The organism is Nonomuraea rubra (assembly GCF_014207985.1).
Lineage (GTDB): Bacteria > Actinomycetota > Actinomycetes > Streptosporangiales > Streptosporangiaceae > Nonomuraea > Nonomuraea rubra.
Genome location: NZ_JACHMI010000001.1, coordinates 3,150,802 through 3,177,320, shown reverse-complemented (window position 1 = coordinate 3,177,320; position 26,519 = coordinate 3,150,802). Strand labels below are relative to the sequence as shown.

The window sequence follows — 26,519 nt, the reverse complement described above, 5'->3', positions numbered from 1 at the left end:
CGAACAACCCGGCCAGGATCTCGTTGCGGGACAGCCACAGCGTCCGTACATTCAACCAGGTAAAGCCCTGCTTGTCGGGTCTGAGCTGCGCAAACGCCCCTGGTTGCACACAGGCCCAACCGGCACCCTCCTCCGAGACCCGGGAGGAAACCTGCTTTCCACGTTCAGCCGCGACTTCCACCATGACCACATCTTTACCGCGATCTACCAATTGCGCATCCTGAACGCTCCGTACCGCTCGGAACACACAAGGTGTGCAATGGTGTAGCCTCACCCCCCAAGCAAGCGGTTGGGACTGCCTAGGAGGCTCCCATGACCCGTAACGGCCCGGACGACGCGACCCGCAGAGGCACCTCCGCCGTGGCGGCCATCGAGGGCCTGCTCGCGTTCGCCACGACCCGCCCGCGCTGGGCGGGGGGCGCGGCGCTCAACAGCGCGAGCGAGGCGATCGCGAGAAGCCGGGCGCTGGCCGCGCAGTCGCCGGGCGAGCACACCCCGCTGCTCGCCCGCTGCCTGCTCACGACCGCGAGGCTGTTACTGGCGCGGGGGCGCGCCACGGAGGCGCTGCCGCTGGCGCAGGAGGCGGTGGCGCTCAGCCGCCCGGACGGCGGCGCCGCGCTGTCGATCTCGCTGCGGCGGCTGGCCGAGGTCCAGGAGGCCCTGCACCGCTACAGCGACGCCGCCGCCACCCTGGCCGAGGCGGACGAACTCCCGCCCCCGCCCGGCTGATCCCCGCGCTACGAGGCGGGCGGCGGGATCAGCGCGCCCGGGTTGAGTATCCCGGCGGGGTCGAGCTCGGCCTTGACCGCGCGCAGGATGCCCGCGCCGACGGGCCCGAGCTCGCTCGCGTAGGCGTCCAGGTGGTCGCGGCCGACGCCGTGGTGGTGGGTGATCGTGCCGCCCGCCTCGACGATGGCCGCGTTCACCGCCGCCTTGGCCCGATCCCACTGCGCCACGGGGTCGGCGTCCTGCGGGGTCACGACGGTGAAGTAGAGGGAGGCGCCGGTCTCGTACACGTGCGAGATGTGGCACATGACGAGCGGCGAGCCGAGCGCGCCGAGCAGGGCCAGCCGGACCGCGTCGTACAGGCGCGGCAGGTTCGCCCAGAAACCGGCCGTCTCCAGCGTCTCGACGGTGGCCCCGGCGGCGAGCAGGGAGTCGCGCAGGTACGGGGCGGAGAAGCGGCCGTGCTCCCACGACTCCCCCGGCCCGGGCCCGAGCGGCTCGCCGCCCATCCGCGCGAGCACGGCGGACGCGGCGGCATGCCGGCTCCCGACCCGCGCCCCCTCGAAACCGGCGATCAACAGGCACCCGGAGCCACCCGCGCCACCCGACCCGGCCGCTGCGTCCGAGGCGCGGGAGGCGTCCGCCTGTCCCGTGCCGATCTCGTCCGGCTTGGCGAGGCCGATCATCGTCTCGGTCTCGTCCGAGAGGCGCAGCACGGTCGGCAGCGGCCCTTCCTGGGCGAGCGCCCGCACAGCGGCGGATCCCTCCGCGAACGAGGCGAACCGCCACCCTTCGTACCGCCGCTCGGCCGGAGCCCGCCGCACCCGCAGCCGCAGTGACGTGATCACCCCGAACGCCCCCTCCGAGCCGAGCACGAGCTGCCGCAGATCGGGCCCGGCGGCCGACTTGGGAGCGCGCCCGAGCTCCAGCGTGCCCGACGGCGTGGCCAGGGTGAGCCCGACCACCACGTCGTCGAACCGCCCGTACCCGGCCGACGCCTGCCCGCTGGACCGGGCGGCGGCGAAGCCGCCGAGCGTGGCGTACTCGAAGGACTGGGGGAAGTGCCCGAGCGTCAGCCCGCGCCCGGCGAGCAGCCGCTCGGCGTCGGGAGCCCGCACCCCCGGCTCGAACCCCGCCACCATGGACTCCTCGTCCACGAACAGCAGCCGGTCCAGCCTCCCCAGATCGAGCGCGATCACCCCGGCGAAGCCCTCACGGGAGGCGGCCAGCCCGCCCACCACCGAGGTGCCGCCGCCGAAGGGCACGACAGCGACGCGCTCGCGCGAGCACAGCCGCAGCAGCTCGGCCACCTCCTCGTGCGAGCCGGGCAGCACCACGGCGTCCGGCGCGTCCGAGCCGTCGCCCGCGCGCATGCGCAGCAGGTCGGGCGTGGACTTGCCGCGCGTGTGGCGGACGCGGTCCTCGTGGCCGGTCAGGACGTGCCCGTCGCCGACGACCTTCGCCAGCGCGCCGAGCAGCGGCTCCGCCAGCGCGACCGCCGGGAGGACGACCTGTTCGAGCGAGGCGGCGGGGGTGCCGGGCGCGCGTACGCCGAGCAGGTCGCGCAGCAGCGCCCGCACCGGCTCGGGCAGCTCGCGGGCCTTGGCGGGGTCGCCCCACCCCGACCACGACATCGGTTCTCCAGTCACGCTTACACTGTGACACATGACGTCGATTCGTCACAATGAGGGCGTGCTGGACGCGGCGCGCGACTGCGTGCTGGCGTACGGGGTGCGCAGGACGACGCTCACGGACGTGGCCCGGCGGGCGGGGGTGTCGCGGATGACGATCTACCGCCGCTGGCCCGACGTGCGCACGCTGGTGGCCGACCTGATGACCAGGGAGTGGGTGCGGGTGATCGAGGGGCTCGACCTGTCGGACCCCGTACGGGCCGTCGTGGCGGGGGTGCGGGGGCTGCGCGGGCACCCGTTGTGGCGCAAGATCGTGGAGGCGGATCCCGAGCTGCTGGTGCCGTACCTGCTGGATCGGCGCGGCGCGAGCCACGAGGCCATCCTGGCGGTGCTGGAGCCGGCCGTCGGCGATCCGGCCAGGGCCAGGGCGGTGCTGCTCGTGGCCCAGTCGTTCCTGCTGTCCGCTCCGACCATGCTCGACCCCGTCACGCTGGACGAGCTCGACGCCGAGCTCGCCGCCCTGCTGGAGGCCTACCTTGGATAGCTCGCTGAACGCCGCCCGACGCTCCCGGGAGCTGCGCCGGGTCGCGGAGGAACGGGTGGACGTGCTCGTGGTGGGACTCGGCGCGACGGGCGCGGGCGCCGCGCTCGACGCCGCGTCCCGGGGGCTGAGCGTAGCGGCGATCGACGCGCACGACCTGGCCTTCGGCACCTCCAGATGGAGCTCCAAGATGGTGCACGGCGGCCTGCGCTACCTGGCGAAGGGTCAGGTGGGCGTGGCGTACGAGAGCGCGGTCGAGCGCGGGATCCTGCTCCGCAGGACCGCTCCGCACCTGGCCAGGGCGCACCCGTACATGCTGCCGCTGACCCCGGAGGTCTCGCGCGGTCAGGCGGCGCTGGTGATGACCGGCTACCGGCTGGGCGACGGCCTGCGGGCCGCCGCGCGCACGCCGCGCCGCATGCTGCCCGGCCCGTCGCGGCTGAACGCGGCCCGCGCGCGCACGCTGGCGCCCGTCCTGCGCTCCGGCGGGCTGCGCGGCGCGCTGCTGTCGTGGGACGGCCGGCTGCTCGACGACGCCCGCCTGGTGGTGGCCATCGCGCGGACCGCCGCCGCGTACGGGGCCCGCGTGCTGACCCGCTGCCGCGCGCTGCGGCTGACCGGCCAGAGCGCCGATCCAGGGGCCGATCCCGGGGCCGGTCCGGGGGCGGACGTGCGCGACGAGCTGACGGGCGAGGAGTTCACGATCCGCGCCAGGGTCGTGATCAACGCCACCGGGGTGTGGGCCGGCACGCTGGACCCCCAGGTGAGCCTGCGCCCCTCGCGCGGCAGCCACCTCGTCCTGGAGCCCGGCACGCTGCCGGGGCTGATCGCGGGCATGCACGTGCCACTCCCCGGCGAGAGCAACCGGTTCGCGCTCGTGCTGCCGCAGCCCGACGGCCGGATTTACGTGGGTCTGACCGACGAGCCGGTGGACGGGCCGGTGCCGGACGTCCCCGAAGTGCCCGAGGAGGACGTCAGAACGCTCCTGGAGGTGCTGAACGGGGTTCTTGAGGTTCCAGTGGCCAGAGAGGCGGTTGCGGGCGCGTACGCGGGCCTCAGGCCGCTCCTGGCCGCCGACGGCAGGACGGCCGACCTGTCGCGGGAGCACGCGGTGTTCTCCGAGGGCGGTGTCGTGACCGTCGTGGGGGGCAAGCTGACGACATATCGCCGCATGGCGGAGGACGCGGTGGATCGAGCGGTCTCGTACGGGAACCTCCGGGCCCGCCGCTGCCGCACCCGGCGCATCCCGCTCGTGGGAGCGGGACCGCGGCCGTCCGGGGTGCCGCCGCGCCTGGCCGAGAGGTACGGCTCCGAGGCCGAGGCCGTGCAGGAGCTCGTCAAGCGGCACCCGGAGGAGGTCGGGCTCGGCTTCACCGAGGGCGACCTGCTCTGGTCGGTGCTGCACGAGGGCGCGCTCGACGAGGGCGACCTGCTCGACAGGCGGACGAGAATCGGCCTGGTCGGGCGGGACAGGGATCGAGCCCTGCCCGCGACACGGGAGGTACTGGAGCGATTGTCCCGCGCCTGAACCCGCCGATCCGTTAGGTTAGTCTTACCTAAGTCGGATCGAGAAGGGGGCAGGGGCGTTGGCGAGGGGCTGCGAGCACCCGATGGGGTGTCACACCGGCGAGGTGCCCACACTGGCCAGTGCCACCGTGGGAGCCCGCCTGTGGCTGCTCATCGAATACACCGGAGCCTGGCCCTCGCGCCTGGAAAACTTCGAACTTCCCTCAGAAATCTCGAAACTCGTCCGGCGGGCGCTCGAACGCGGTATCAGGCCCCAGCTCATCCGCCGCCCCGGCAAGCGGACCCGCCCACGGGAGCAGGGGATCCGTGTGCTAGTGGGCTACGCGACGGGAGAGAACCCCTGGATAGCGCAGGGCGTCATCGCAGGTCCCGACGATCTTGACCTGGACGCGCTCGTGGCCGGAGTGGTCCCGGAGTCCTGCATACTTGAAGACGAGCCGGTATTTCTGGTCTGCACGCACGCCAAGCGCAATGTGTGCTGCGCCCGCATTGGACTACCCCTCGCTCGCCACCTGGCAGAAATCTTGCCGGACAGAGTGTGGGAAACGTCACACGTTGGCGGCGATCGCTACGCCGCCAACCTCGTGTGCTTGCCACACGGAATTTTCTACGGCAGCATGTCTCAGGCTGCTGCATCGGCAGCGGCTAACGCGTACCGGTCGGGCGAGATCATTCTCGACCGCTACCGGGGACGCGCAGGCATCCCTGAGCCATTGCAGGCCGTCGAGCACTTCGCCCGAGCCCATACGGGAGAGTGCTCCGTCGGCGCGGTGGCCGTGGAATCCTCCAGGACGGACGGCGACGTCACCGAAGCCATTGTGCGCTGCGGCGACGTCCGGCTCCAGGTTGTGATCGAGCCATCGGCGTTCACCGCGCCGTGTGGTACGGCTTGCGCCGAGACGATCACTACCTACCGGCTGGTTTCGCTGGACAGGCTCACGCCTGTGCGGTACGCCACGCCCGCTCTCGCCTGAACAGGGAACATCACGGCCCGACGTTGCGTTGGAACAGTGACGCCAAAAGCGTCCAATGCGGCTCAATTACCGAAATACCTCTCACGAAGGTGGTTTTCTCATGTCTCAGGTACGTCGGCAGCTCGCCCGCCCGCGCCCCAGCTGGGGTTGGCAGGATGATGCCGCGTGCCGGGGTGAGGACCTCGTGCTCTTCTTCGGCCCCGATGGGGAGCGGCAGCCCGAGCGTGACGTACGAGAGCGGAAGGCCAAGGCGATCTGCGCCCAGTGCCCCGTCCGCAACGAGTGCCTTGACTACGCGCTGTCCCGGCCGGAGAAGTACGGCACGTGGGGCGGTCTCAACGAGGACGAGCGCGCCAGCGAGCGTCGCCGTCGTATGCGCCGCGCGGCCAGCGCCGGCATCTCCGCCGCCTGACACACCCGGCAGCATCACCATCATCGCGTGATCACGCAGTTGTCCCGATGAGCCGGAGCCTGGACCACCTTGCCAGGCTCTGGTGAACCCGGTCGGGACAACTGCCTGATCAGGCTCCGGATGGTTCACCCCAGCACGTGACTTCACCGACTTCGCACCGCGGGCGCCAACCGCGGTGGCGAAGTCTTCACATTTTCCCTCCAGATTTCCGGACATTTCAGGACCTGCCGGACATCTGGTTGTCATCGCCCGTTGCCGTGCGTTCGAGATCGCGTCATGTGCCCGCCCTAGGGTGCCCGGCATGAAACGCATCGCGATCCTGATGTGCGCCGGCGCGCTGACCCTCGGTCTGGCAGCCGCCCCGGCCACCGCGGACCCCGGCCGGTCCTCCTCCTTCGGGCAGGCCACGCTGACCGGGTTCGCCTCCCTGCCCGCGCTGACGTTCGTCCCGGGCAGCGAGCCGTCGGGCTCCCTGCTGGGCACGGCGCCGGTCAACGGCGTCACCCCGCCGTTCGCCGGCCAGCCGGTGCAGGGCTTCAGCGGCATCGCGCGCCGCCACGACGGCACCTTCGACGTGCTCTCCGACAACGGCTACGGCAACAAGGCCAACAGCTCGGACTTCCTGCTGCGGATCCACCGCATCGAGCCGGACTTCCGGTCCAAGACCGTCAAGGTGCTCGGCGGCTTCAACCTCACCGACCCGCGCGGGCTCGTCCCCTTCGCCCTGACCCGCCAGGACCGCACGCTGACCGGCGCCGACTTCGACGTCGAGTCGATCGTGCGCGCGACGGACGGCACGTACTGGATCGGCGACGAGTTCGGCCCGTACCTGCTGCACTTCGACCACAAGGGCCGCCTCCTGGAGGCCCCCACTCCGCTCCCCGGCGTCCAGGCCCCCGAGAACCCGGACCTGAACGGCCGGCAGCCCAACCTGGCCAGCAGCAAGGGCTTCGAGGGCATGGCCAGGGCCGTGGACGGCCGCCGACTCTACCCGCTGCTGGAGGGCACGGTCAGCGGCGACCCCGCGGGCACGCTGCGGATGTACGAGTTCGACCTGCGCAAGCGCGCCTACACCGACCGCAGGTGGACCTACCGGCTGGAGGACCCCTCCCACGCCATCGGCGACGCCATCGCGGTCGACGAGAACCGGTTCCTGATCATCGAGCGGGACAACGGGCAGGGCGACGCCGCCAAGGTCAAGCGCATCTACCTGGCCGACAAGCGCGACCAGGACCGGGACGGCGCCCTGGACAAGACCCTGGTCGCCGACCTGCTGAACCTCGCCGACCCGCGCGGGCTGGGCGGCGCCCCGGGCACGTTCCGGTTCCCGTTCCAGACGATCGAGGACGTGATCATCCTCGACGACCGCACGCTGGGCGTGCTCGACGACAACAACTTCCCCTTCTCCAACGGCCGGACGGCCGGCAAGCCGGACGACAACGAGTTCATCACCGTACGGCTGACGCGCGGCCTCAAGGCCGACCCCCGCGTGTACCGCTGACAGCCCACGCCTTCGAGGGCCGCACGCGCGTGCGGCGCTGACCCACGGCGCGGTGGCCGCCTGTCGCCGAGGCCGGCGGGCACCGCGTCGACGGGCCGCCCGGCGTGGATAGGGTGCCTGCCATGTCAGCACCACAGCCCACGCCGGCGGCCGCCGCGGCCGACCTCGACGAGATCGTCCGCCTCGCCGTCGAGACACTCCGGCAGGCGCCGGAGCCCGCCTGGGACGCCGGCGCGGGCTCGCTCGACTGGACCTGCTGGGAGACGGCCGAACACCTGGCCGACGACCTGTTCGCCTACGCCGTCCAGCTCGGCCTCACGACGCCGCCGCTGGACGTCAACGTGCCGTTCGCCCTGGACAGCCGCCGCCCGGGCGGCCCCGGCGTCGCCGTGCGCGCCGACCGCGCCGCCGGCGTCACGGGCCTGATGCAGGTGCTGCAGTCGAGCGGCGCGCTGCTGGCCGCGATGGTACGCACCGCACCGCCGCACGCCCGCGCCCACCACGTCTTCGGCCCCGCCGACGCCACGGCCTCCGCCGCGATGGGCCTCACCGAAACCCTCGTCCACGTGCACGACCTGGCCGAGGGCCTGGGCCTCACCTGGAACCCGCCCGCCGGGGCGTGCGCCCGAGTGCTCGCCCGGCTCTTCCCGGACGCTCCCCGCGACACCGACCCCTGGACGACCCTGCTGTGGGCCACGGGCCGCGCCGAACTTCCCGGCCGTCCCCGCCTGACACGCTGGCGCTGGCACAACGCGCCCCCGTCACAACCTCGGTGACCGAAAACCCGCGCCGCCGGGACCGTAACCCGGCGGCCGGATGGCGGTCCCAGCCTGCCTCGGACGACCTCAGACAACGGCGGACGCCCTCGGACGGCCTCAGACAATGAGGTCGTCGAACTCCCCGTCCTTCGCCCCGAGGACGAACGCGGTGATCTCGGCGCGGGTGTAGACCAGCGCCGGTCCTTCGGGAAAGCGTGAGTTACGCATGGCGATCTCCCCCGTGGGCAGGTTCGCGACTTCGACGCAGTTGCCGTTGGGGTTGCTCCGCTTGCTCTTGCGCCAGACGACGGGAAGGCGGCCGGCGGGCGTTCCGTTCCGGAACTCGTGCATGGGGGCAGCTCCTCGCGATCTTACGGATGCACGTGCATCCGCGTTTGCGAGGTGACAATACGGCAACAGGCAGAGCTCCATATACCGGACGACCAAAAATCCCGGTATGGAGTGGATCACAGGGAAATCAGCAGCTCATCCGGACTTATCCGGACTCATCCGGGCTCATTCGGATAGGAGGCGCTCCAGGAAGCGTCTGGTCGCCTTGGGCTCCTCCGCCTGGATGCTCAGCCGGTCCATGACCTCCATGTAGTGGTCGGAATCGGCGGGCTTGTCCAGGTAGAGGGCACTGGTGAGCTGCTCCATGTAGACGACGTCCGGCAGCTCGGGCTCGGGGAAGCGCAGGATGCTGAACGGGCCGCCGGCCGCCGCGTGGCCACCGCGGTCGAACGGCATGACCTGCACGGTGATGTTGCGCTCGGCCGTGATCTCCAGCAGGTGCGCGATCTGCTCCCGCATGGTCTCGGAGCCGCCCAGCGTGCGGCGCACCACGGCCTCGTCGATCACGGCCCAGATCGTCAGGCCGCTCTCCAGCCGCTTCTGCCGGGTCATGCGCAGCGCCACCCGGCGCTCCAGCTCCGACTCGGCCGCCTTCTCGTGTGCCAGCTCGATCACCGCCCTGGCATAGGCGGGTGTCTGGAGCAGACCGGGGACGAACTGGTTCTCGTAGGTACGGATGCCGGCCGCGGCACCCTCCAGGCCGATGTAGACCTCGAACCAGGCGGGCAGCAGGTCGCCGTACTGGTGCCACCAGCCGGGGGCGTTGGCCTGCTTGGCCAGGGCCAGCAGCGGCTCGCGTTCCTCGGGGTCGGTGACGCCGTACAGGGTGAGCAGGTCGGCCACGTCGCGCTGCTTGAAGCTGACCTGGCCGAGCTCCAGTCGGCTGATTTTTGCGTGAGATGCCCGAATCGAGTATCCGGCGTCCTCGCGGGAGATACCCTTCTCCGTACGGAGCCTGCGCAGTTGCGTCCCCAGCAGGATCCGCAGCACCGTCGGGCTTCCCGGCGAATAGCTGAGAAGCTTCCCTTCCGTGCTCTGTGCGCTCACTCCGCCGCTCCTAGGTCATCTGCACGTGCAGATGCGGTTCGCATCCGTAAACTACGAAAAGTCTTGCATCGGTAAGCACTCCCCGTAAAGATGGGCATTGGATCACCAGACCGCGCTTCGGGGGCCAGAATGACGACTTTCGACGCTCGGCCGCAAGCCGCCATCGGTGCCCGGCCACCACGATGGCTTTCCACCGTGCTGGTGGAAGGACGTGCCGGTGCGTGCGACGCCGTGTTCCCCTTCCACCGCGGCACCGCGCTGGAGCCGTCGTGCGTCGCGACGGCCCGCCGGTTCGTCGATCAGACGCTCTCCTCGTGGGGGAACCTGGAGCACGCCTTCGACGCCCAGCTGGTGGTCTCCGAGCTGGTGACCAACGCGATGCGCCACGGTGGCGGGGCCGCGCAACTGCGGCTGTTGTCACACGAGGCGGAGCTGGCTTGCGTGGTGACCGACTACAGCCACAGCGTGCCCGTGACGGCCGCGCCGGACGTCTTCTCGGAGTACGGGCGGGGGTTGCGGCTGGTGGACGCCCTGTGCACGGCGTGGGGCTGGCTCTCACCGGAGGGCACCCGCAAGATCGTCTGGGCGATCATCACGACCTGAGGCGTCGCTGGAGGGGCTCAGTCGCGGCCCAGCAGGTGAAGTACGTCGGCGTCGCTGAGCTGGTCGAAACGTTCGTACCACTGGCCCACCGCCCGGAAGTCGAGCGGCGTCCTGAGCACGACCACCTCGTCCGCCTCCTCCAGCATGGACTGCACGGTCTCGCGGGCCCCGACCGGCACGGCCAGCGTCACCTTGGCGGGCTTCATCGTGGCCACCGCCCTGAGCGCGGCCCTCGCGGTGCCGCCGGTGGCCAGGCCGTCGTCCACCACGATCACCTCCCTGCCCTCGAGCGGGGGCAGGGGGCGGTCGCCGCGGTAGGCGCGTACCCGCCGGGCGAGCTCCAGCCGTTCCTCCTCCACCACGTCGGCGACGTCCTCGGGGGTCATGCCGAGGCGTCGCAGCAGCAGCGGGTCGAACACCGGCTCGCCACCCTCCGCCACCGCCCCGACGCCCAGCTCGGGGGTCGGCGGGTAGCCGATCTTCCTCGTCACGAGCACGTCGAGCACGGCGTCGAGGCGGCGCGCGATGGGCACCGCCACCGCCACACCGCCGCGCGGCAGGGCCAGGATCACGGGGTCGTGCGCGTCCCGAAGCCGCTCGGCGAGCTGCGCCCCTGCGTCTGCCCGGTCTGCGAAGAGCTCCATGACCTGTGCCTACCCCCTGACGCCCGCTCCTCGCCTCCCCAGCCACGCCCTTTCACCCACACCCGCACGACCAACGCCCACCCAACACCACCCGGCTGAGCACCGCCCGCATCGCGCCGGGCTCCACCCCGCCGACGCGGCGTCCCGAAGTGCCAGGCGCCCTGAGGCGGCCGCGCACGCGAATGCGATCACGAGCCCGCGCCCGCACAGCGTGGTCGGCGCGCGACGGACGCTATCGCAAGCCTGCGGCCCTTGCCCGGCGCCACCCCAGCGCCACCCCAGCGCGAGCCCGCGGGGTGCGGGCCCGGCGGGGGCAGGCACGACGGGAGGGCACGGCGGGAGTGGGCATGGTGGCGGTGGGCCCGGTTAGGTGGGCCGGGGTGCGGGCAGCGGGCAGGCGGTCGGGCGGGGTGCGGTCAGGGGCGGTTGCGGCCTGAGCGGCGCATCTCCTTGGTGATGATCTTCCACTTGTTCTGCTGTTCCTTGCGCAGCCGAGCGTCAGTCCTGGAGGCCATCCACGCCGCCTCCCGCTGCAGCTTGCGCCAGCTCTCCAGCCGCCGCTCCGGCAGCTCCCCCCGCTCCAGGGCGGCGAGCACCGCGCAGCCCGGCTCGCCGTCGTGGCCGCAGTCGGCGAAGCGGCACTGGCCGGCGAGGGCCTCGATGTCGGAGAAGACGAGGTCGACGCCCTCCCCCATGTCGTAGAGGCCGATGCGGCGGATGCCCGGGGTGTCGATGACGAGCCCGCCCCCGGGCAGCGGGATCAGCTCCCGGTGCACGGTGGTGTGGCGGCCGCGGCCGTCCGCGGCGCGTACCTGCTGGGTCTCCATGACGGTGTCGCCGGCCAGGGCGTTGACCAGGGTGGACTTGCCGGCGCCCGACGGGCCGAGGATGACGGCCGTGCGGGAGCCCTCCAGGTGGTCGTGGACGAGCCGGACCCCGTCCCCTTGGAGGGAGGAGACGGCGTGCACGGCCACGCCGGGCGCGGTGCCGCGGACGTCGGCGAGGAGGTCGTCCAGGCCGCTCTCGAACAGGTCGGACTTGGTGATGAGGACGACGGGCGTGCCGCCGGACTCCCAGGCGAGGGCGACGAGGCGCTCGATGCGGCCGAGGTCGGCGAAGTCGGTGGCGTGCATCGACGGCTCGGCGACGAAGACGACGTCCACGTTGGCCGCGAGCACCTGGCCCTGGCCGTCGCCCGACAGGCCGCCGACCGAGTCGCGGCTGACGCCACCCCGGACGAAGGCGGTCGTGCGGGGCAGGACCTCGTCGAGCTCGTAGCGGCCCTCGGGCAGCCATCTGAGCGCGGCCCAGTCGCCGACGCAGGGCAGCGCCACCGGGTCGGCGGCGGAGGCGCGGCGTACGCGGGCGCCGTACCTGGCCTGGTGCTGGCCGTCGGCGGCGATGACCTCGGCGGCGCCGCGGTCGACGCGGGAGACGCGGGCCGGGACGGTGCCGTCAGGCAGCTCGGCGGCGCGGAAGGCGGTCCAGCCGAGCAGGGAAAGATCGTAAGACAACGTAGTGAAACCTTTGATCGAGAAGGAAGAACGGGCTGGTCAGATGAGCGCCCGGAGGTGAGCTGAGGACACGTTGAACAGGACGGCCCGCATAGTCCTCACCTCCTCGATCAGTTGCTGGAGCGACTCTACGCACGGTGTCCCCGGCGATGCAATCGGATTATCTTCCGCGATCTGTTGAACCGTGCCAGGGCGGCCTCCCGTACCACCTCTCGACGGACTGAGAAAGGGGAATGATGCGAATCAGCACGTATCCCCCGCCCTCGGCCGAGGGAGCCGCCCCGATGGGCAAGCCGCGCTTACGACACTGGATCCGGCGCGTACGCCCGGACGACGAGGTGGTCGTGTCCGCGCTCTACCGGGAATACCACAGGCCGCTCCTGGCCTTCGTGATCCGGCTGACCGCGGGCGATCGGCAGTGGGCGGAAGACGTGGTGCAGGAGACCATGATCCGGGCCTGGCGGAGTGCGGAGCAGCTCGACCCCGACTCGGTCTCGCTGATGCCCTGGCTCGCCACGGTCGCCAGACGTATCGTGATCGATGACCGGCGGCGCAGGGACGCCCGCCCCCAGGAGTCGGGCGACGGGCCGCTGGAGAGCGTGCCCGTGCCTGACGAGATGGAGGGACTGCTGCACCAGGTGGTCGTGTCCGAGGCGCTGAAGGCGTTGTCGCCGGCACACCGCGAGATCCTCAACGAGACGATCCTGCGGGACCGGTCGGTCAACGACGCCGCGGCGGCGCTCGGCATCCCGGTGGGCACCGTGAAGTCCCGGGTCTACTACGCGGTCCGCGCGTTGCGCATCGCGCTGGAGGAGAGGGGGGTGAAGGCATGACGTCGAGAGTCGAGCACACGGACGTGGGAGCGTACGCGCTCGGGCTGCTGGACGAGGACGACCGGCTGGCCTTCGAGGCCCATCTCCTCGGCTGCTCCCCCTGCCGGTACGAGCTGTCGGACCTGGCGGGTGTGGCCAGCGTGCTGCACGGGATCGCCCCCGTGGAGGACCTCGGCCCTCCTTCCCTTGAGCCCCAGGGCGACGTGGTGGACCTGCTCCGGCGGAAGAAGGCGGCCGACAGGCGGACGCGCAGGGGCACGTTCGTGATCGGGATGGCGGCGGCGGTCACGCTGGTGGCCGGCGGGCTGACGATCGGCACGCAGCTCAGCGCGGGCGACACGCCGCATGTGGCGCAGGGGCACGGCGGTCACATGGGGACGAACATGGGCCCGGCCGAGCAGTTCTACGCCGACGGCAAGCCCATCGAGGGCACGGGCGTGGCGGGCGTGACGGGCGGGCTGGTCGTGGAGTCGAAGGGCTGGGGCACGCACGCGGCGCTCAAGCTGTCGGGGGTGAAGGGGCCGCTGGAGTGCGAGCTGATCTCGGTCGGCAAGTCGGGCGAGAGACGGGTGATGACGGGGTGGTCCGTGCCTCCAGCCGGGTACGGAGTGCCGGGGTCGCCCGATCCGCTCTACATGCACGGCGGCAGCGCCACGCAGTTGCGGGACATCGATCATTTCGAGGTGGTCACGTCGGCGGGCAGGAAACTGCTCACCATCAAGGCCTGACCCTGCTCGCCGGATGCCCTCTCACCACCGGTGGGAGGGCATCTTCGCGTGCCCGTGCGAAGGTGGGGAAATTACCGGCCCATGGATTGAACCTCCCCGGCTCCCGGCGCGTACTGCCTGCCGTACCGACCGGAATATCGAGCCTTTTATGAGGTTTCATGATGTATATCGCAAAGATCGCTCTTTGCGGGGTTTTAGGGGCAGGTGTGCTTGCCGCTCCCGCGCACGCGTCCGGTGACGAGGTCTATCTCGCGGCGGGGCTGCGCGGCGCGAACGAGGTGGGCGCCCCCGGCGACCAGGACGGCCGCTCGACGGTCGTGCTGAAGATCAGCGGGAACGAGGTGACGTTCGCGGCCCGGTGGCACGAGATCGGCACGCCTACGGCCGCGCACGTCCACGCCGGGGCCAGGGGCGTCGAGGGTGACGTCCGGCTCGACCTGCTCACCGCGTCCCCGCCGTCCTCCGTACGCGGCGTCACCGGCACCGTCAGGGCCGGGGACGACCTCGTCCAGGCGCTCCTCGCCGACCCCGGCGGCTTCTACGCCAACCTGCACGACGCCGCCCACCCCAAGGGCGCGGTACGGGGCCAGTTCCACCGGCTGAGCAGGCCCGTCGACCTCCTCGGCGTGCTGCACGGCGGCGACCAGGCCACGCTCTCCTCCCAGGCCGACGGCGGCCAGGAGGTGCCGGCGAACCGCGGCGACGCGGACGGCAGGGCGGTGTGGTGGCTGCGGCCCGCGGGCTCCTCGATCGCCTACACCGTCTCCTGGAGCGGCCTGGGCCGGGTGAGCGCGGGACACCTGCACAAGGGCGCGCCGGGCAGGAACGGCGCGGTGGTGGCCCGCCTGTTCACGGCCCCGCTCGGGCTGCCCGAGAACCTGACCGGCGTCGCGGGGGTGACGCCGGTCAGCGCCAAGGTCGCCGGGCGCATCGCCGCGAACCCGGGCGCGTACTACTCGAACCTGCACACGCGGGACCTCAGGGACGGCGCGGTCCGCGGCCAGGTCTCGGGCGAGCCGTTCACCCACCCGCGCGCGCTCACCGCGGACGTGCTGCGCGGCTCGCAGATCTACGCCTGCACGCAACTGCCGTCAGGCGGATACGGGTTCACCCAGCTCGGCGTGACGGCCACGCTGCGGCGCGGCATCGACCACTCGTTCGTCACGCCCGGCTCGGGGCCGCCGCAGTGGATCGCCCCGGACGGCAGCGCGGTGCGCGGCTCGGTCGTGAGCAGGACGCCGAACGGCGGCCACATCCCCGAGCTGCTCCTCGACGCCGCCCAGGCGGGCGCCGGCAGCGGCCTGCTCGCCCACGCCACCCAGATCCTGCGCCTCAACACGACCGGCGGCACCGCGCCCGCGGGGGCCTGCGAGCCCGGCACGGAGGCCAGGGTGCCGTACGGGGCCGACTACGTCTTCCTCGGCTGAGTGGCCTTCCCGGGGGACGATTCGGTCCCGTCCCCTGAGAAGGCCGTCCCCGGCCGATCCGGACCAGTCCTCCGGGCCGGGATCGGCCACCGCGACGGGGTACTCCGGCCCACCCCGCTCGCACCCGAAGCACCCCACCGCGCACCGGGAGCCCGTGCGGTGGGGTGCTTCTCCGTGGCCGGGAGTCTCCGTGGCCGGGAGTTACAGACCCGGGGCGGGGAACTGGGCGGTCAGCTCGCTGACCTCGTGGTGGACGCGGGTGATCACGTCCTCCGCGTCGCCCTTGGCCAGGGCGGTGACGACCTCGTCCATCCAGGCGCCGATCTGGCGCATCTCGGCCTCGCCCATGCCGCGCGAGGTCACCGACGGCGTGCCGATGCGGATGCCCGACGGGTCGAACGGCTTGCGGGTGTCGAACGGCACCGTGTTGTAGTTGGTCTCCAGGCCCGCGCGGTCGAGCGCCTGCGCGGCCGGCTTGCCGCCGATGCCCTTGGGCGTGAGGTCGAGCAGGATCAGGTGGTTGTCGGTGCCACCGGAGACCAGGTCGAAGCCGCGCGAGGACAGCTCCTCGGCCAGCGCCTTGGCGTTGCGCACCACCTGGTGGGCGTACTCCCGGAAGGCCGGCTGGGCGGCCTCGTGCAGGGCGACGGCGATGGCGGCGGTGGTGTGGTTGTGCGGGCCGCCCTGGAGGCCGGGGAAGACGGCCTTGTTCAGCGCCGTGGCGTGCTCGTCGGCCGTGGCCATGAGCATGGCGCCGCGCGGGCCGCGCAGCGTCTTGTGGGTGGTCGTGGAGATCACGTCGGCGTGGCCCACCGGGGACGGGTGCGCGCCGCCCGCGACCAGGCCCGCGATGTGCGCGATGTCGGCGGCCAGCACGGCGCCGACCTCGCGGGCGATGGCGGCGAAGCCCTCGAAGTCGATCGTGCGCGGGATCGCGGTGCCGCCGCAGAAGATCAGCTTCGGCCGGTGCTCCAGGGCGAGCTGGCGGACCTCGTCGAGGTCGATGCGGCCGGTGTCCTTGCGTACGCCGTAGCGGACCGGGTTGAACCACTTGCCCGTGGCCGAGACGGACCAGCCGTGCGTCAGGTGGCCGCCGAACGGCAGGCCCATGCCCATCACGGTGTCGCCGGGCTGCAGGAACGCCATGTAGACGGCGAGGTTGGCGGGCGAGCCGGAGTAGGGCTGGACGTTGGCGTGGTTGACGCCGAACACGGCCTTGGCGCGCTCGATGGCCAGGGTCTCGATCTGGTCGATGACCTGCTGGCCCTCGTAGTAACGCTTGCCCGCGTAGCCCTCGGAGTACTTGTTGGTCAGGACGGTGCCGGTGGCCTCCAGCACGGCCTTGGAGACGTAGTTCTCCGAGGCGATCAGCTTGACCGTGTCGGACTGGCGGCGCTCCTCGGCCTTGATGAGCTCGGCGATCTGCGGGTCGACGCTAGCGAGAGAACTCATGACTCTCCTGTCATCGTTGACGATGTGCGAAGACCCAGGCGCACGGCCTCCGCTCCTTTCGCTCCCTGGTGGTCGATCCCACCCAATGCGCCAGTCGCGTCTCGTTCCTAGACCTTATCGGATGCGCCAGGGGCTTATTTCTTCGTGATCAGCAGGTTCGCGAAGTGTCCGAGGTTCTTCATGTCCAGGTCGACCGTCGTCGCGGTGGCGGGCACGGCGCGGAAGACGGCGAAGAAGCGCCGCTCCTGGCCGGCGGGGATGAAGTCGCCGGGAGCCAGGCCGGAGCAGGCACACCGGTCGTCCTGCCACAGGGGCCTGACGGGCAGCGGATCATCGGGCAGGACCAGCTCGATGTCCCCCAGGTTGGAGGCGTTGGACTCGGTGAGGCCGTAGACGCCGAGCGAGTTCTGCGAGTGGTCGTTGCGGATGGTGAACTCGAGCCGGACGTTCTCCCCCTGCCGGCGCAGCGAGGCGATCCTGATGACGGCCGGGTACTTGGTCCAGCCGTCGCTGATCTTCTTGGACACGGCCGCCTGCTCGCTGCCGGGGGTGACGGTGGCCGGCGGCTCGGCGGCCGCGGAGGAGGCTTGTGTGTCCGCCGGGCCGGATCCCGCCGTGGTGGTGACGGTCTCCTGGACGGTGCGAAGGACCGTGGGGGTGCCCGCGCCCGCCTGCCACGGCCGCCACATCGCCAGCGCGCCGCCCATCGTCAGCGCGGAGGCGAGCACGGCCGCGACCGCGGGCGCGACCCAGCGCCCGCCCTGCCGTCTCGCCGGCGCCGCGGGGGGCGGGGGCGGCGCCTGACCGTTCAGGAGCGGCGTCCAGGCGTCGCTCACCGCGCGGGTGGCCGAGGCGACCGTGGCGCGCTCGCGGCCGAGCAGCCGGTCCAGGAGCTGCTGGGCGGTCGGCCGCCTGGCCGGGTCCTTGCGCAGCGCCTGCTCCACCAGCTCGCGCAGCCGCTCGTCGAGCCCGTCGAGCCGGGGCTCGTGGTGCGCCACCCGGTACAGCACCTCCGGCACCTGCCCGGTGCCGAACGGCGGGCGGCCCGTCCCCGCGTACGTGACGACGCCGCCCCAGGCGAACACGTCGCTGGCGGCCGTGATCGGCCCGCCGCCCGCCTGCTCGGGCGCCATGTACGCGGGCGTGCCCACGACGGCGGCGGACTGCGTGGCGTCCGGCTCGGCGAGGCGGGCGATGCCGAAGTCGATGACCCGGGGCCCCACGGCGCTGAGCAGGATGTTCGACGGCTTGAGGTCGCGGTGCACGACACCGGCCTCGTGGATGGCGGCCAGCGCGGTGGCCACGCCGACGGCCAGCGCCTCCAGGTTGGCGCCGCGCATGGGGCCGCGCGTCTCGATCATGCCCGTCAGGTCGGGGCCGTCGACGTACTCGGTGACGAGGTAGGCGGTGTCGCCCTCGATGCCGGCGTCGAGCACGGGCGCGGTGCAGAACCTGGCCACCTGCCTGGCTGCCTCCGCCTCCCTGGTGAAGCGGCGGCGGAAGTCCTCCCGGCCGGCCAGCTCGGGCCGCAGCACCTTGAGCGCGACCGGGGTGAAGCGGGGGTCCTGGGCGAGGTAGACGATGCCCATGCCGCCTTCGCCCAGCTTGCGCACCAGCGTGTACGGCCCGATTCGTCTGGTCTGATCGTTCATGCTGTCCCTAGCGAGAGTGCCGGTCACGCCTCGGTGACGGCCACGTTCCTGATCGAGCCGAGCGGCCCCAGGTTGACGTCCACCCGGTCCGCGCTCTCGGGCAGGCCGTCGAAGACGGCCCAGAGCTGGAGCTGCGCGCCCTCGCCGAACGCGGCGTTGGGGACGGTGAAGCACTGGCAGGCGCCGTCCTTGACGGCCGGATAGAGCGGATTGCCCACCCCTGGCGGGACGAGGCTCACCCGCGAGACGGTCCCGTCGAAGACGTTCGCGCCGAGCTTGCCGTGCAGGGGCGCGTTCCCGGTGCCGACGTTCCTGACCGTCCACTGCAGGCGGACCCTGGTGCCCTGCCGTACCAGGGAGTCGATCCGCACCTCGAGCCGGCTGCCCAGGGCGTCGATCGTGCTCGCGGCCGCCGGGGTGCCGGGATCGGCACCCGGCCGCTCCCAGGGGCGTACGGCGGCGAGGGTGACGCCCGCGCCGACGGCGGCGGCGAGCACGCCGACGACGATCGGCAGCCAGGGGAGCCTGCGCCGCGGAGGGGACGGCGGCACGACGGGGGTCCAGGTCTCCGAGACCGCCCTGGTGGCGGCGTCCACCGGCACGCCCGTGCGGCCGAGGAGCCCGTCCACGAGCTGCTGGGCGGTCGGGCGGCGCGCCGGGTCCTTGTCCAGCGCCCGCTCGACCAGCGGCCTGATGCGCTCGTCGAGCCCGTCGAGCTTGGGCGCGTGGTTGATGACGCGGTAGACGACCTCCGCGACGCCGCCGGTGCCGAAGGGCGGCCTGCCGGTGCCCGCGAACGTCACCAGCGCGCCCCAGGAGAAGACGTCGCCCGCGGGCGTCACGTGCTCGCCCCTCGCCTGCTCCGGCGACATGTACGCGGGTGTCCCCATCGTCGTCGCGATCGTCGCGACCGCGCCGGGGGTGTCGGCGAGCTGGGCGACGCCGAAGTCGATGACCCGCGGCCCGACGGGGCTGAGCAGCACGTTCGACGGCTTGAGGTCGCGGTGCACGACCCCTGCCTGGTGGATGGCGGCCAGCGCGGTGGCCACGCCGACGGCCAGCGCCTCCAGGTTCGAGCCGGTCAGCGGCGCCCGCGCGACCACGGACGACAGGTCGGGGCCCTCGACGAACTCGGTGACCAGGTAGGCGGTGCCGTGGTCGAACCCGGCGTCCAGCACGGGCGCGGTGCAGAACCTGGCGACCCTCCTGGCGGCCTCGGTCTCCTTGCCGAACCGCCGCCTGAACTCCTCCCGCCCGGCCAGGTCGGGCCGCATGGTCTTCAGCGCCACGCGCCGCCCCGAGGGGTCCTGCGCGAGGTGGACGACGCCCATCCCGCCCTCCCCGAGCTTCCTGAGGAGGGTGTACGGCCCGACTCGCTGCTGCACGTTCACCGGTGGGATTATTCCGGACATGATCCGGCCGGGGAATGGCTATCTGGTACGGCTCACGCCCGGCCAGAGCCGGTCCACCTCGGCGTTCAGGATGGCCCCGATGAGCACGGCCAGCGCGGTGATGTAGAGCCACAGCAGCAGCGCGATGGGCGCGGCCAGCGAGCCGTACACCGAGACGGGCGAGAACCAGGCGGCCAGTACGGCACGCAGCACGGCCGCGCAGACGATCCACAGGAACAGCGCCAGGATGGCCCCGGGCAGCTCGCGGTACCACTTGGTGCGCACCGGGACGCTGACGTGGTAGAGCACGGTGAGGAACAGCACCGAGCCGATGATCACGACGGGCCAGTAGAGCAGGTCGATGAGGATGCCGTAGTCGGCGGGCAGCGCGTCCTTGATCAGGGTGGGGCCGACGACGAGGATCGGCATGACGATGATGCCGATGATCAGGCCGATGACGTACAGGCCGAACGACATCAGCCTGGTGCGGATGATGCCGCGCTCCTCCCCCAGCCCGTAGGCGACGGAGATGAGGTCGACGTAGACGTACAGCGCCCTGGAGCCGGACCAGAGCGACAGCAGGAAGCCCAGCGAAATGATCGACACCTTGCCGGCGTCGTCGCTGAGCACGTCGGTGATGAGCGGGTTGACCACCTTGTTCACCGCGTCGTCGGTGAACAGCAGCCCCGCCTGCTCCATCACCCAGGTCTTCACCTGGGTGACGACGGTGGGGCCCAGCCAGGTGCCGAGCTTGCCCAGCACGCCGATCAGGCCCAGCACGAACGGCGGCAGCGACAGCAGCGCGAAGAACGCCGCCTCCCCGGCCAGGCCGGTGACGCGGTAGGTGACGCCGGCGTTGGTGGACGCGCGCACGATCGCCCACGTGTTGGTGTCGAGCACCCAGTTCAGCCTGGCCCGGGCATGGGAGACGAGCCCGCGCTTGGGCCGGGGAGGCGCATCGGTGGACGTCATGGCACCCAACGGTATTTCGCAGTGACTCTTCGGGACAGCTTACGTCCCGGTGCCGCTCTAGTCGTTGTCCACGATGCGCGCGCCCAGCGGGAGGAGGGAGACGGGGATGAGTTTGATGTTCGCCACGCCCATCGGGATGCCGATGATCGAGATGAACAGCGGGATGGAGGTGACGACGTGGCCGATGGCCAGCCAGATGCCGGCGACCACGAACCAGATGATGTTGCCCAGGAGGGAGAAGACGCCGGCGTCGGGGTCGCGGACCACGGTGCGGCCGAAGGGCCACAGCGCGTACCTGGCGATTCTGAACGAGGCGATGCCGAACGGGATCGTGACGATGAGGATGCAGCAGATGACCCCCGCCAGCGCGTAGCCCATCGCCAGCCAGATCCCCGCGAACACCAGCCAGATGACGTTCAGGATTGTGCGCATGCTCACAGCATGTCACGGATCATGACGCCAGCGTCATCCGGAATCACCCTGATTCGCCCCTGACTTGGGGCTTCTGCCCTTTCCGGGTGGCCCGGCGAAGCACTGCGCGATCTCCATCCAGGCCCGCGCGGGCTCCCCTTCCCGCTCCAGCCCGGTGTCCGACAGGTGGATGCGCTGGGTGACGACCAGGCAGAAGTCCAGGGCGGTGCCGCGGACGAACGACGGGGCGTCCGGAGGGCCGGCCGTCCAGGTGCCGCCGCCGGGCATGGCCAGCTCCACGCGTACGGGCTCGGCGGAGACGGGCAGGCCGCGGACGGCGAAGCTGTACGGCCTGGCCCTGAAGCCCATCATGGCCACGTGCCGCAGCCGCGCCGTCGGCTCCCTGGTGACGCCGAGCGCGTCGGCCACGTCCTGGCCGTGCGCCCACGTCTCCATCAGCCGCGCGGTGACGAACGAGGCGGCCGACATGTCCGGCCCGAACCACGGCAGCCGGTCGCGGGCGCCGAGCGTGGCGAACACCTCCAGGCTGCGGGCGCGGGACGCGCGGAACCAGGCGTGCAGCTCCGCCGGCGCCGTCCCGCGGGCCCGTGCCGCGACGTCGTCCACGGACGTGAAGGCCGCCAGCGAGGCGCGGTAGCCGCCGGGGTCGGTGGCGGCCAGGACGGCGGCGTCGTCGAACCACGCCAGGTGGCTGACCTGGTCTCGGACGGCCCACCCCGCGGCCGGCGTGGGCCGGTCCCAGTCGCCGTCGCGCAGGTCGTGCAGCAGGGTTTCGAAGGAGGCGGTCTCGGCGCGCAGATCGGTGAGCAACTCGGCCATGAGGTCCACGCGCGTCAGCCTAACCGGAGCAACGTTCTGGGAGAATAATGTCGTAACGTGATCTGCGAGAGCTGCAAGGACAAACGCCACGAAGACTGCCGCGGCGGCTCGTGGTGCGACTGCCAGCACAAGGAGCAGGCGCTGCCGGAGGAGTCGGACCTCGACTGGCCGCGCCAGGGCTGAAGGCAGGCCGCATCGGGCCGAAGGCCAGGCAGAGGGCGCCACTATCCCACACTCTGGACCCGGTATTGGACATCTCGGACAGCCAGAGTACCCTCGAAGCATGCCAGCGGACCCCATGCTCGTCGGTCGACGCCACGTCGACCTCCAGCGTGTCCGCAGTGCCATCTGTTGCGACGCCCGCTAACCCACATCGATTTCTACCGCTGAGCGCGTCGCACTCCATCCTCTCCAGCCCTGCCCTTCGACGATGAAGGCAGGAGGAACGTTGCGCGCGCCCATGATCCGAAGGACGCGCAATGAGCACCCCTGCCAGCCGCACTCCTGCCAGCCGGCACCACAAGCGCCCGCGCGGCGAAGGCCAGTGGGCCCTCGGTTACCGTGAGCCGCTCAACAAGAACGAAGAGAACAAGAAGAACGACGACGGTCTCAACGTCCGCCAGCGCATCATCGACATCTACTCCAAGCGGGGCTTCGACTCGATCGACCCGGCCGACCTGCGTGGCCGCATGCGGTGGTACGGCCTCTACACGCAGCGCAAGCCGGGGATCGACGGTGGCAAGACGGCGATTCTCGAGCCGGAGGAGCTCGACGACCGCTACTTCATGCTGCGGGTGCGCATCGACGGGGGCCAGCTCGACCTGGCCCAGCTCCGTACGATCGCCGACATCTCCAACGAGTACGCCCGCGGCACGGCCGACATCACCGACCGCCAGAACATCCAACTCCACTGGGTGGAGATCGAGTCGGTGCCCGACATCTGGGAGCGGCTGGAGGCCGTGGGGCTGTCGACCACCGAGGCGTGCGGCGACACCCCGCGGGTGATCATGGGGTGTCCGCTGGCCGGGATCGACGTGGACGAGGTGCTCGACGCCAGCCCGCAGGTCAGCGAGATCTACGACCGGGTCGTCGGCAACCCCGCCTACTCGAACCTGCCGCGCAAGTTCAAGACGGCGCTCAGCGGCTGCCCGGCGCACTGCACGGTGCACGAGATCAACGACGTGGCGTTCGTGGGCGTGGTCAACGAGCACGGCGAGGCCGGCTACGACCTGTGGGTGGGCGGCGGCCTGTCGACCAACCCGATGCTGGGCAAGCGGCTGGGCGTGTTCGTCAGCCCCGAGAAGGCGGCCGACGTGCACGAGGGCGTCGTGGGGATCTTCCGCGACTACGGCTACCGGCGGCTGCGGCACCGGGCGCGCATCAAGTTCCTGGTCAACGACTGGGGGCCGGAGAAGTTCAGGGACATCCTGGAGACCGAGTACCTCAAGGAGAAGCTGCCCGACGGGCCCGCCCCCGAGCAGCCGCGCAGCAACCGGCGCGACCACGTGGGCGTCTTCCCGCAGAAGGACGGCAACTTCTACGTCGGCTTCGCGCCCAAGGTGGGCCGGGTCGACGGCGACACGCTGCATTTGATCGCCGACATCGCCGAGCGGCACGGCTCCGGCCGGGTCCGCACCACGGTCGAGCAGAAGATGGTCGTCCTCGACATCGCGCCCGACCGGGTCGACTCGATCGTGGCCGAGCTGGAGGCCAACGACCTCCAGGTCAAGCCCTCCACGTTCCGCCGCCAGACGATGGCCTGCACCGGCATCGAGTACTGCAAGCTCGCCATCGTCGAGACCAAGGCCACGGCCATGGACCTGATCGAGGAGCTGGAGCGGCGGCTGCCCGACTTCGACGAGCCGCTGACGATCAACCTGAACGGCTGCCCCAACTCCTGCGCCCGCATCCAGGTCGCCGACATCGGCCTGAAGGGCCAGCTCGTCGTGGACGAGAACGGCGACCAGGTCGAGGGCTTCCAGATCCACCTCGGTGGCTCGCTCGGCGTGAACGCCGGGTTCGGCAGGAAGGTGCGGGGCCTCAAGACCACCGCCAAGGCGCTGCCCGACTACGTGGCGCGCGTCGTGTCCAACTACGACAGCCAGAAGAAGGAAGGCGAGTCGTTCGCCGACTGGGTCCAGCGAGCAGACGAGGCCGACCTGAAATGACCACACGAGCGGTTCCCTTCCACTGCCCCTACTGCGGCGAAGAGGATCTCGAACCCTACGAGGGTGATGGCGGCTGGTACTGCCGCGCCTGCGCTCGTGCCTTCAAGCTGAAATTCCTTGGAATCGGAGTGAAGATATGACGCTGGTGGACATAGAGGTCGGTCTGAGACAGCAGCGCGGCACGCTCGACCTCCAGGACATCGTCGAGTCCGCCGCCAAGTTCCTGGAGGACGCCCCCGCGCGCGAGATCATCCGCTGGGCGGCGGCCACGTTCGGCGACCGGCTGTGCCTGACCTCCTCGATGAGCGACGCCCTGCTCATCGACCTGGTCAGCCGGGTCAAGCCCGGCGTGGACGTGTTGTTCATCGACACCGGCTACCACTTCGCCGAGACCATCGGCACGCGGGACGCCGTGCGGCAGGTCTATGACGTCAACGTGATCGACATCAAGCCCTCGCGGACGGTGGCGGAGCAGGACCGCGACCTCGGGCCGCGCCTGTTCGGCCGCAATCCCGACCTGTGCTGCTACCTACGCAAGGTGGAGCCGCTGAACCGGGCGCTGGAGCCGTACCTGGCGTGGATCTCCGGCATCCGCCGCGACGAGTCGTCCAGCAGGACGGACACCAAGGTCGTGGAGTGGGACGCCAAGCGGCAGATGGTGAAGGTCAACCCCATCGCCGCCTGGACTCAGGAGGACGTCGACAACTACATCGCCGACAACGGGGTGCTGATCAACCCGTTGCACTACGACAACTACCCCTCGATCGGCTGCGCGCCGTGCACGCGGCAGGTCGCCGAGGGTGAGGATCCGCGCAGCGGACGCTGGGCGGGCCTGGGGAAGGTCGAATGCGGCATTCACCTGTGATCCCCAGCGGGGGATCCGTCCCGTTGGCAGGCGGGACGGCCCCCGGCCGCGTGCCACTGGTGGCGGTGGCGCACGGGTCCCGTGACCCGCGAGCCGCCGCCACCGTGGCCGCGTTGCTCGGCCGGGTACCGCTCGACGTGCGGGTGGCGTACCTGGACCACAGCGCCCCGACCCTCGGGCAGGCCCTGGCCGGCCTGCGTGAGGCCGTGGTGCTGCCGCTGCTGCTCACCGAGGCGTACCACAGCCGGGTGGACCTGCCGGCGGCGCTGAACGAGGCGCGGGCGCGCGAGCCGCGGCTGCGCGTCCGCTACGGGCACACGCTGGGCCCGCATCCGCTGTTGCTGACCGCGCTGGAGCGGCGGCTGGGCGAGGCGGGCGTGCCGGCGGGCGACCCGGACACCGCGGTGGTGCTGGTCTCGGCCGGGTCGAGCGACGCGCGGGCGAACGCGGTGATCGCGGAGATGGCGCGGGTGTGGCGGCGGTCCGGCTGGTGGACCGTCACCCCCGCGTACGCCTCCGCCGCCTCGCCGACGCCGGCCGAGGCGGCCGCCTCGCTCGTCCGGGCGGGGGCGCCGCGGGTGGTCGTGGCGCCGTACCTGCTGGCTCCCGGCTACTTCGCCGACAAGGTGCGGCGCGACTCGCTGGCCGCGGGCGCGTCGGTGGTGGCCGACGTGCTGGGGCCGGCGCCCGAGCTGGTGGACGTGCTGATGGAACGTTACGAGGCCGCCCGGCGCGAGCCGGTCACCCTGGCCGGCTGAACGCCCGCCCCACGGCCTTCATCGGGACCGCGGTGGCGGGTGGCGGGTCAGTAGCCGAGGTGGCGGCGGTCCTCGCGGAGCTGGCGGCGGATCTCGCGGCCCTCGGCGCGGACCTGGCGGCCGATCTCGCGCCAGTCCTCGCCGTGCAGCCGCCGCCAGTGCTCGCGCCAGGCCGCGAAGCCGCGCTGGAGCGGCGGCACCTGCGAGTCGCCGATCACCTTGACGTCGCCCATCACGGCGTACGCCTGCACGCGCACCACGGGCACGTTCATGCCGGGCGGCGCCTGCATGACGTTCACCTTCTTGTCGCCCATGATCGCCATGCCGTCGAGGTCCACGTACACGCCGTCGGGCACGATGATCTTGACGTCGCCCATCACGGAGACGGCCAGGATCTCCACGCGGTCCGTACGCACCTCCGCCTCGCGCAGGTCGAGCAGCACGTCGCCCATCACGGCGACGGCGCCCAGCTCCTGGTCGATGCGCCAGGTGCCGCGGCGCTTGGAGTCGCCCATGACGCCGACGAACCACCGCCGCTTCTTGCGCTCCGGGGCCGGGGCGGCTACGGGGGCGTAGCCGCCCGCGGCGGGCAGGTCCTGGGTCAGCATGGCCAGCTCGGCCTGGGTGGTCGCGGTGTACGCGGCCTCAGTGCGGTCGGTCAGCTCGGCGAGCGTCAGCCGGCCCTCGACGGACGCGACACGGAGCTGCTCGACGACGGCCTCGCGCTCGGCGTCCGACGCGCGGACCTCACCGGGTTCAGTCATACTCGCAACATATCGCGTTTGCGCCCCGC

At 71.5% G+C, this 26,519-nt stretch carries 28 protein-coding genes and 1 riboswitch; of the genes, 16 read left to right on the top strand and 12 right to left on the bottom strand.

What is annotated here, in order from left to right; translation table 11 throughout:
• The first annotated feature begins 312 nt into the window (after positions 1–312).
• Positions 313–729, top strand: a complete 417-nt coding sequence (locus tag HD593_RS14490) for a hypothetical protein (protein WP_185102668.1) — start codon at positions 313–315, stop codon at positions 727–729.
• Between the two features lie 8 nt (positions 730–737).
• Here the strand turns inward: HD593_RS14490 and HD593_RS14485 are convergent, their stop codons facing one another.
• Positions 738–2,360, bottom strand: coding sequence for an FAD-binding oxidoreductase (locus HD593_RS14485; RefSeq protein ID WP_185111843.1), 1,623 nt, complete (start codon positions 2,358–2,360; stop codon positions 738–740).
• A gap of 31 nt (positions 2,361–2,391) precedes the next feature.
• Here HD593_RS14485 and HD593_RS14480 point away from each other — a divergent pair, with 31 nt between their 5' ends.
• The 6 genes from HD593_RS14480 to HD593_RS14455 all read left to right on the top strand — a co-directional run bounded on the left by HD593_RS14480 (position 2,392) and on the right by HD593_RS14455 (position 8,088).
• Complete coding sequence (locus tag HD593_RS14480) at positions 2,392–2,901, top strand: TetR/AcrR family transcriptional regulator (protein WP_185102667.1); 510 nt, start codon at positions 2,392–2,394, stop codon at positions 2,899–2,901.
• Positions 2,894–4,426, top strand: coding sequence for a glycerol-3-phosphate dehydrogenase/oxidase (locus HD593_RS14475; protein ID WP_185102666.1), 1,533 nt, complete (start codon positions 2,894–2,896; stop codon positions 4,424–4,426). The genes HD593_RS14480 and HD593_RS14475 overlap by 8 nt, the downstream gene beginning before the upstream one ends.
• Positions 4,427–4,529: 103 nt before the next feature.
• On the top strand, positions 4,530–5,399 hold the full coding sequence (locus tag HD593_RS14470) for a sucrase ferredoxin (RefSeq protein ID WP_312903468.1): 870 nt from the start codon (positions 4,530–4,532) through the stop codon (positions 5,397–5,399).
• Between the two features lie 100 nt (positions 5,400–5,499).
• A complete protein-coding gene (locus HD593_RS14465; RefSeq protein WP_080036407.1) occupies positions 5,500–5,811 on the top strand; it encodes a WhiB family transcriptional regulator in 312 nt (103 codons plus the stop codon).
• A 301-nt stretch (positions 5,812–6,112) separates the two neighbouring features.
• Positions 6,113–7,312 (top strand): esterase-like activity of phytase family protein, encoded by a 1,200-nt coding sequence (locus HD593_RS14460; protein WP_185102664.1) that lies wholly within the window; start codon positions 6,113–6,115, stop codon positions 7,310–7,312.
• A gap of 122 nt (positions 7,313–7,434) precedes the next feature.
• Positions 7,435–8,088 carry a hypothetical protein gene (locus HD593_RS14455; protein ID WP_185102663.1) on the top strand — a complete coding sequence of 218 codons (654 nt, stop codon included), beginning with the start codon at positions 7,435–7,437 and terminating at the stop codon, positions 8,086–8,088.
• A gap of 99 nt (positions 8,089–8,187) precedes the next feature.
• On the opposite strand, the gene HD593_RS14450 is transcribed toward HD593_RS14455, so the two are convergent.
• The gene (locus HD593_RS14450; protein WP_080036405.1) at positions 8,188–8,421 is read right to left on the bottom strand and encodes a DUF397 domain-containing protein; all 234 of its coding nucleotides are present in this window, start codon (positions 8,419–8,421) and stop codon (positions 8,188–8,190) included.
• A gap of 165 nt (positions 8,422–8,586) precedes the next feature.
• The gene (locus tag HD593_RS14445) at positions 8,587–9,468 is read right to left on the bottom strand and encodes a helix-turn-helix domain-containing protein (RefSeq protein WP_312903467.1); all 882 of its coding nucleotides are present in this window, start codon (positions 9,466–9,468) and stop codon (positions 8,587–8,589) included.
• A 195-nt stretch (positions 9,469–9,663) separates the two neighbouring features.
• On the opposite strand from HD593_RS14445, the gene HD593_RS14440 reads away from it, so the two are divergent.
• Positions 9,664–10,071, top strand: a complete 408-nt coding sequence (locus HD593_RS14440) for an ATP-binding protein (protein ID WP_185102662.1) — start codon at positions 9,664–9,666, stop codon at positions 10,069–10,071.
• Between the two features lie 17 nt (positions 10,072–10,088).
• Here HD593_RS14440 and HD593_RS14435 read toward each other — a convergent pair whose 3' ends face one another.
• Positions 10,089–10,715 (bottom strand): phosphoribosyltransferase, encoded by a 627-nt coding sequence (locus HD593_RS14435; protein WP_185102661.1) that lies wholly within the window; start codon positions 10,713–10,715, stop codon positions 10,089–10,091.
• 416 nt (positions 10,716–11,131) lie between these two features.
• On the bottom strand, positions 11,132–12,229 hold the full coding sequence (gene rsgA / locus HD593_RS14430) for a ribosome small subunit-dependent GTPase A (RefSeq protein WP_185102660.1): 1,098 nt from the start codon (positions 12,227–12,229) through the stop codon (positions 11,132–11,134).
• A 284-nt stretch (positions 12,230–12,513) separates the two neighbouring features.
• Between rsgA and HD593_RS14425 the strand changes: the two genes are divergently transcribed.
• From HD593_RS14425 to HD593_RS14415, 3 genes are all read left to right on the top strand, one after another.
• A complete protein-coding gene (locus HD593_RS14425; protein ID WP_185102659.1) occupies positions 12,514–13,062 on the top strand; it encodes a sigma-70 family RNA polymerase sigma factor in 549 nt (182 codons plus the stop codon).
• Positions 13,059–13,790, top strand: coding sequence for an anti-sigma factor family protein (locus tag HD593_RS14420; RefSeq protein ID WP_185102658.1), 732 nt, complete (start codon positions 13,059–13,061; stop codon positions 13,788–13,790). The genes HD593_RS14425 and HD593_RS14420 overlap by 4 nt, the downstream gene beginning before the upstream one ends.
• 206 nt (positions 13,791–13,996) lie before the next feature.
• Positions 13,997–15,217, top strand: coding sequence for a CHRD domain-containing protein (locus HD593_RS14415; RefSeq protein ID WP_185102657.1), 1,221 nt, complete (start codon positions 13,997–13,999; stop codon positions 15,215–15,217).
• Positions 15,218–15,418: 201 nt separating this feature from the next.
• Here the strand turns inward: HD593_RS14415 and glyA are convergent, their stop codons facing one another.
• The 6 genes from glyA to HD593_RS14385 form a co-directional block, all read right to left on the bottom strand.
• Entirely contained in the window at positions 15,419–16,693 is a 1,275-nt protein-coding gene (gene glyA / locus HD593_RS14410; protein WP_434094543.1) for a serine hydroxymethyltransferase, read from the bottom strand.
• Position 16,694: 1 nt separating this feature from the next.
• Positions 16,695–16,777, bottom strand: a riboswitch (ZMP/ZTP riboswitch).
• A 26-nt stretch (positions 16,778–16,803) separates the two neighbouring features.
• Positions 16,804–18,321: a serine/threonine-protein kinase gene (locus HD593_RS14405; protein WP_185102655.1), complete on the bottom strand. Its 1,518-nt coding sequence runs from the start codon at positions 18,319–18,321 to the stop codon at positions 16,804–16,806.
• A 23-nt stretch (positions 18,322–18,344) separates the two neighbouring features.
• Entirely contained in the window at positions 18,345–19,712 is a 1,368-nt protein-coding gene (locus HD593_RS14400) for a serine/threonine-protein kinase (protein ID WP_312903466.1), read from the bottom strand.
• A gap of 39 nt (positions 19,713–19,751) precedes the next feature.
• A complete protein-coding gene (locus HD593_RS14395) occupies positions 19,752–20,684 on the bottom strand; it encodes a YihY/virulence factor BrkB family protein (RefSeq protein ID WP_221524759.1) in 933 nt (310 codons plus the stop codon).
• A gap of 57 nt (positions 20,685–20,741) precedes the next feature.
• Entirely contained in the window at positions 20,742–21,116 is a 375-nt protein-coding gene (locus tag HD593_RS14390; protein WP_185102653.1) for a YccF domain-containing protein, read from the bottom strand.
• 33 nt (positions 21,117–21,149) lie between these two features.
• The gene (locus tag HD593_RS14385; RefSeq protein WP_185111840.1) at positions 21,150–21,935 is read right to left on the bottom strand and encodes a TIGR03084 family metal-binding protein; all 786 of its coding nucleotides are present in this window, start codon (positions 21,933–21,935) and stop codon (positions 21,150–21,152) included.
• Positions 21,936–21,992: 57 nt separating this feature from the next.
• On the opposite strand from HD593_RS14385, the gene HD593_RS63355 reads away from it, so the two are divergent.
• The 5 genes from HD593_RS63355 (at position 21,993) to HD593_RS14370 (ending at position 25,726) form a co-directional block, all read left to right on the top strand.
• Positions 21,993–22,118: a hypothetical protein gene (locus HD593_RS63355; RefSeq protein ID WP_281402457.1), complete on the top strand. Its 126-nt coding sequence runs from the start codon at positions 21,993–21,995 to the stop codon at positions 22,116–22,118.
• Positions 22,119–22,218: 100 nt separating this feature from the next.
• Positions 22,219–22,302, top strand: coding sequence for a putative leader peptide (locus HD593_RS65105; protein ID WP_311132608.1), 84 nt, complete (start codon positions 22,219–22,221; stop codon positions 22,300–22,302).
• Positions 22,303–22,414: 112 nt separating this feature from the next.
• Positions 22,415–24,103 (top strand): nitrite/sulfite reductase, encoded by a 1,689-nt coding sequence (locus HD593_RS14380; RefSeq protein ID WP_185102652.1) that lies wholly within the window; start codon positions 22,415–22,417, stop codon positions 24,101–24,103.
• A gap of 136 nt (positions 24,104–24,239) precedes the next feature.
• Positions 24,240–24,968, top strand: a complete 729-nt coding sequence (locus HD593_RS14375; protein WP_185102651.1) for a phosphoadenylyl-sulfate reductase — start codon at positions 24,240–24,242, stop codon at positions 24,966–24,968.
• On the top strand, positions 24,950–25,726 hold the full coding sequence (locus HD593_RS14370; protein ID WP_185102650.1) for a sirohydrochlorin chelatase: 777 nt from the start codon (positions 24,950–24,952) through the stop codon (positions 25,724–25,726). The genes HD593_RS14375 and HD593_RS14370 overlap by 19 nt, the downstream gene beginning before the upstream one ends.
• A gap of 47 nt (positions 25,727–25,773) precedes the next feature.
• Here HD593_RS14370 and HD593_RS14365 read toward each other — a convergent pair whose 3' ends face one another.
• Positions 25,774–26,490 (bottom strand): DUF1707 SHOCT-like domain-containing protein, encoded by a 717-nt coding sequence (locus tag HD593_RS14365; protein WP_185102649.1) that lies wholly within the window; start codon positions 26,488–26,490, stop codon positions 25,774–25,776.
• Positions 26,491–26,519: the final 29 nt, after the last annotated feature.

Coding starts and splice junctions, on each gene's coding strand:
- HD593_RS14490 (WP_185102668.1), top strand. CDS start 313: ATGACCCGTAACGGCCCGGACGACGCGACCCGCAGAGGCACCTCCGCC.
- HD593_RS14390 (WP_185102653.1), bottom strand. CDS start 21,116: ATGCGCACAATCCTGAACGTCATCTGGCTGGTGTTCGCGGGGATCTGG.
- HD593_RS14480 (WP_185102667.1), top strand. CDS start 2,392: ATGACGTCGATTCGTCACAATGAGGGCGTGCTGGACGCGGCGCGCGAC.
- HD593_RS65105 (WP_311132608.1), top strand. CDS start 22,219: ATGCCAGCGGACCCCATGCTCGTCGGTCGACGCCACGTCGACCTCCAG.
- HD593_RS14385 (WP_185111840.1), bottom strand. CDS start 21,935: ATGGCCGAGTTGCTCACCGATCTGCGCGCCGAGACCGCCTCCTTCGAA.
- HD593_RS14420 (WP_185102658.1), top strand. CDS start 13,059: ATGACGTCGAGAGTCGAGCACACGGACGTGGGAGCGTACGCGCTCGGG.
- HD593_RS14375 (WP_185102651.1), top strand. CDS start 24,240: ATGACGCTGGTGGACATAGAGGTCGGTCTGAGACAGCAGCGCGGCACG.
- HD593_RS14405 (WP_185102655.1), bottom strand. CDS start 18,321: ATGAACGATCAGACCAGACGAATCGGGCCGTACACGCTGGTGCGCAAG.
- HD593_RS14465 (WP_080036407.1), top strand. CDS start 5,500: ATGTCTCAGGTACGTCGGCAGCTCGCCCGCCCGCGCCCCAGCTGGGGT.
- HD593_RS14365 (WP_185102649.1), bottom strand. CDS start 26,490: ATGACTGAACCCGGTGAGGTCCGCGCGTCGGACGCCGAGCGCGAGGCC.
- HD593_RS14370 (WP_185102650.1), top strand. CDS start 24,950: ATGCGGCATTCACCTGTGATCCCCAGCGGGGGATCCGTCCCGTTGGCA.
- HD593_RS14425 (WP_185102659.1), top strand. CDS start 12,514: ATGGGCAAGCCGCGCTTACGACACTGGATCCGGCGCGTACGCCCGGAC.
- HD593_RS14435 (WP_185102661.1), bottom strand. CDS start 10,715: ATGGAGCTCTTCGCAGACCGGGCAGACGCAGGGGCGCAGCTCGCCGAG.
- HD593_RS14380 (WP_185102652.1), top strand. CDS start 22,415: ATGAGCACCCCTGCCAGCCGCACTCCTGCCAGCCGGCACCACAAGCGC.
- HD593_RS14485 (WP_185111843.1), bottom strand. CDS start 2,360: ATGTCGTGGTCGGGGTGGGGCGACCCCGCCAAGGCCCGCGAGCTGCCC.
- HD593_RS14450 (WP_080036405.1), bottom strand. CDS start 8,421: ATGCACGAGTTCCGGAACGGAACGCCCGCCGGCCGCCTTCCCGTCGTC.
- HD593_RS14460 (WP_185102664.1), top strand. CDS start 6,113: ATGAAACGCATCGCGATCCTGATGTGCGCCGGCGCGCTGACCCTCGGT.
- HD593_RS14455 (WP_185102663.1), top strand. CDS start 7,435: ATGTCAGCACCACAGCCCACGCCGGCGGCCGCCGCGGCCGACCTCGAC.
- HD593_RS14395 (WP_221524759.1), bottom strand. CDS start 20,684: ATGACGTCCACCGATGCGCCTCCCCGGCCCAAGCGCGGGCTCGTCTCC.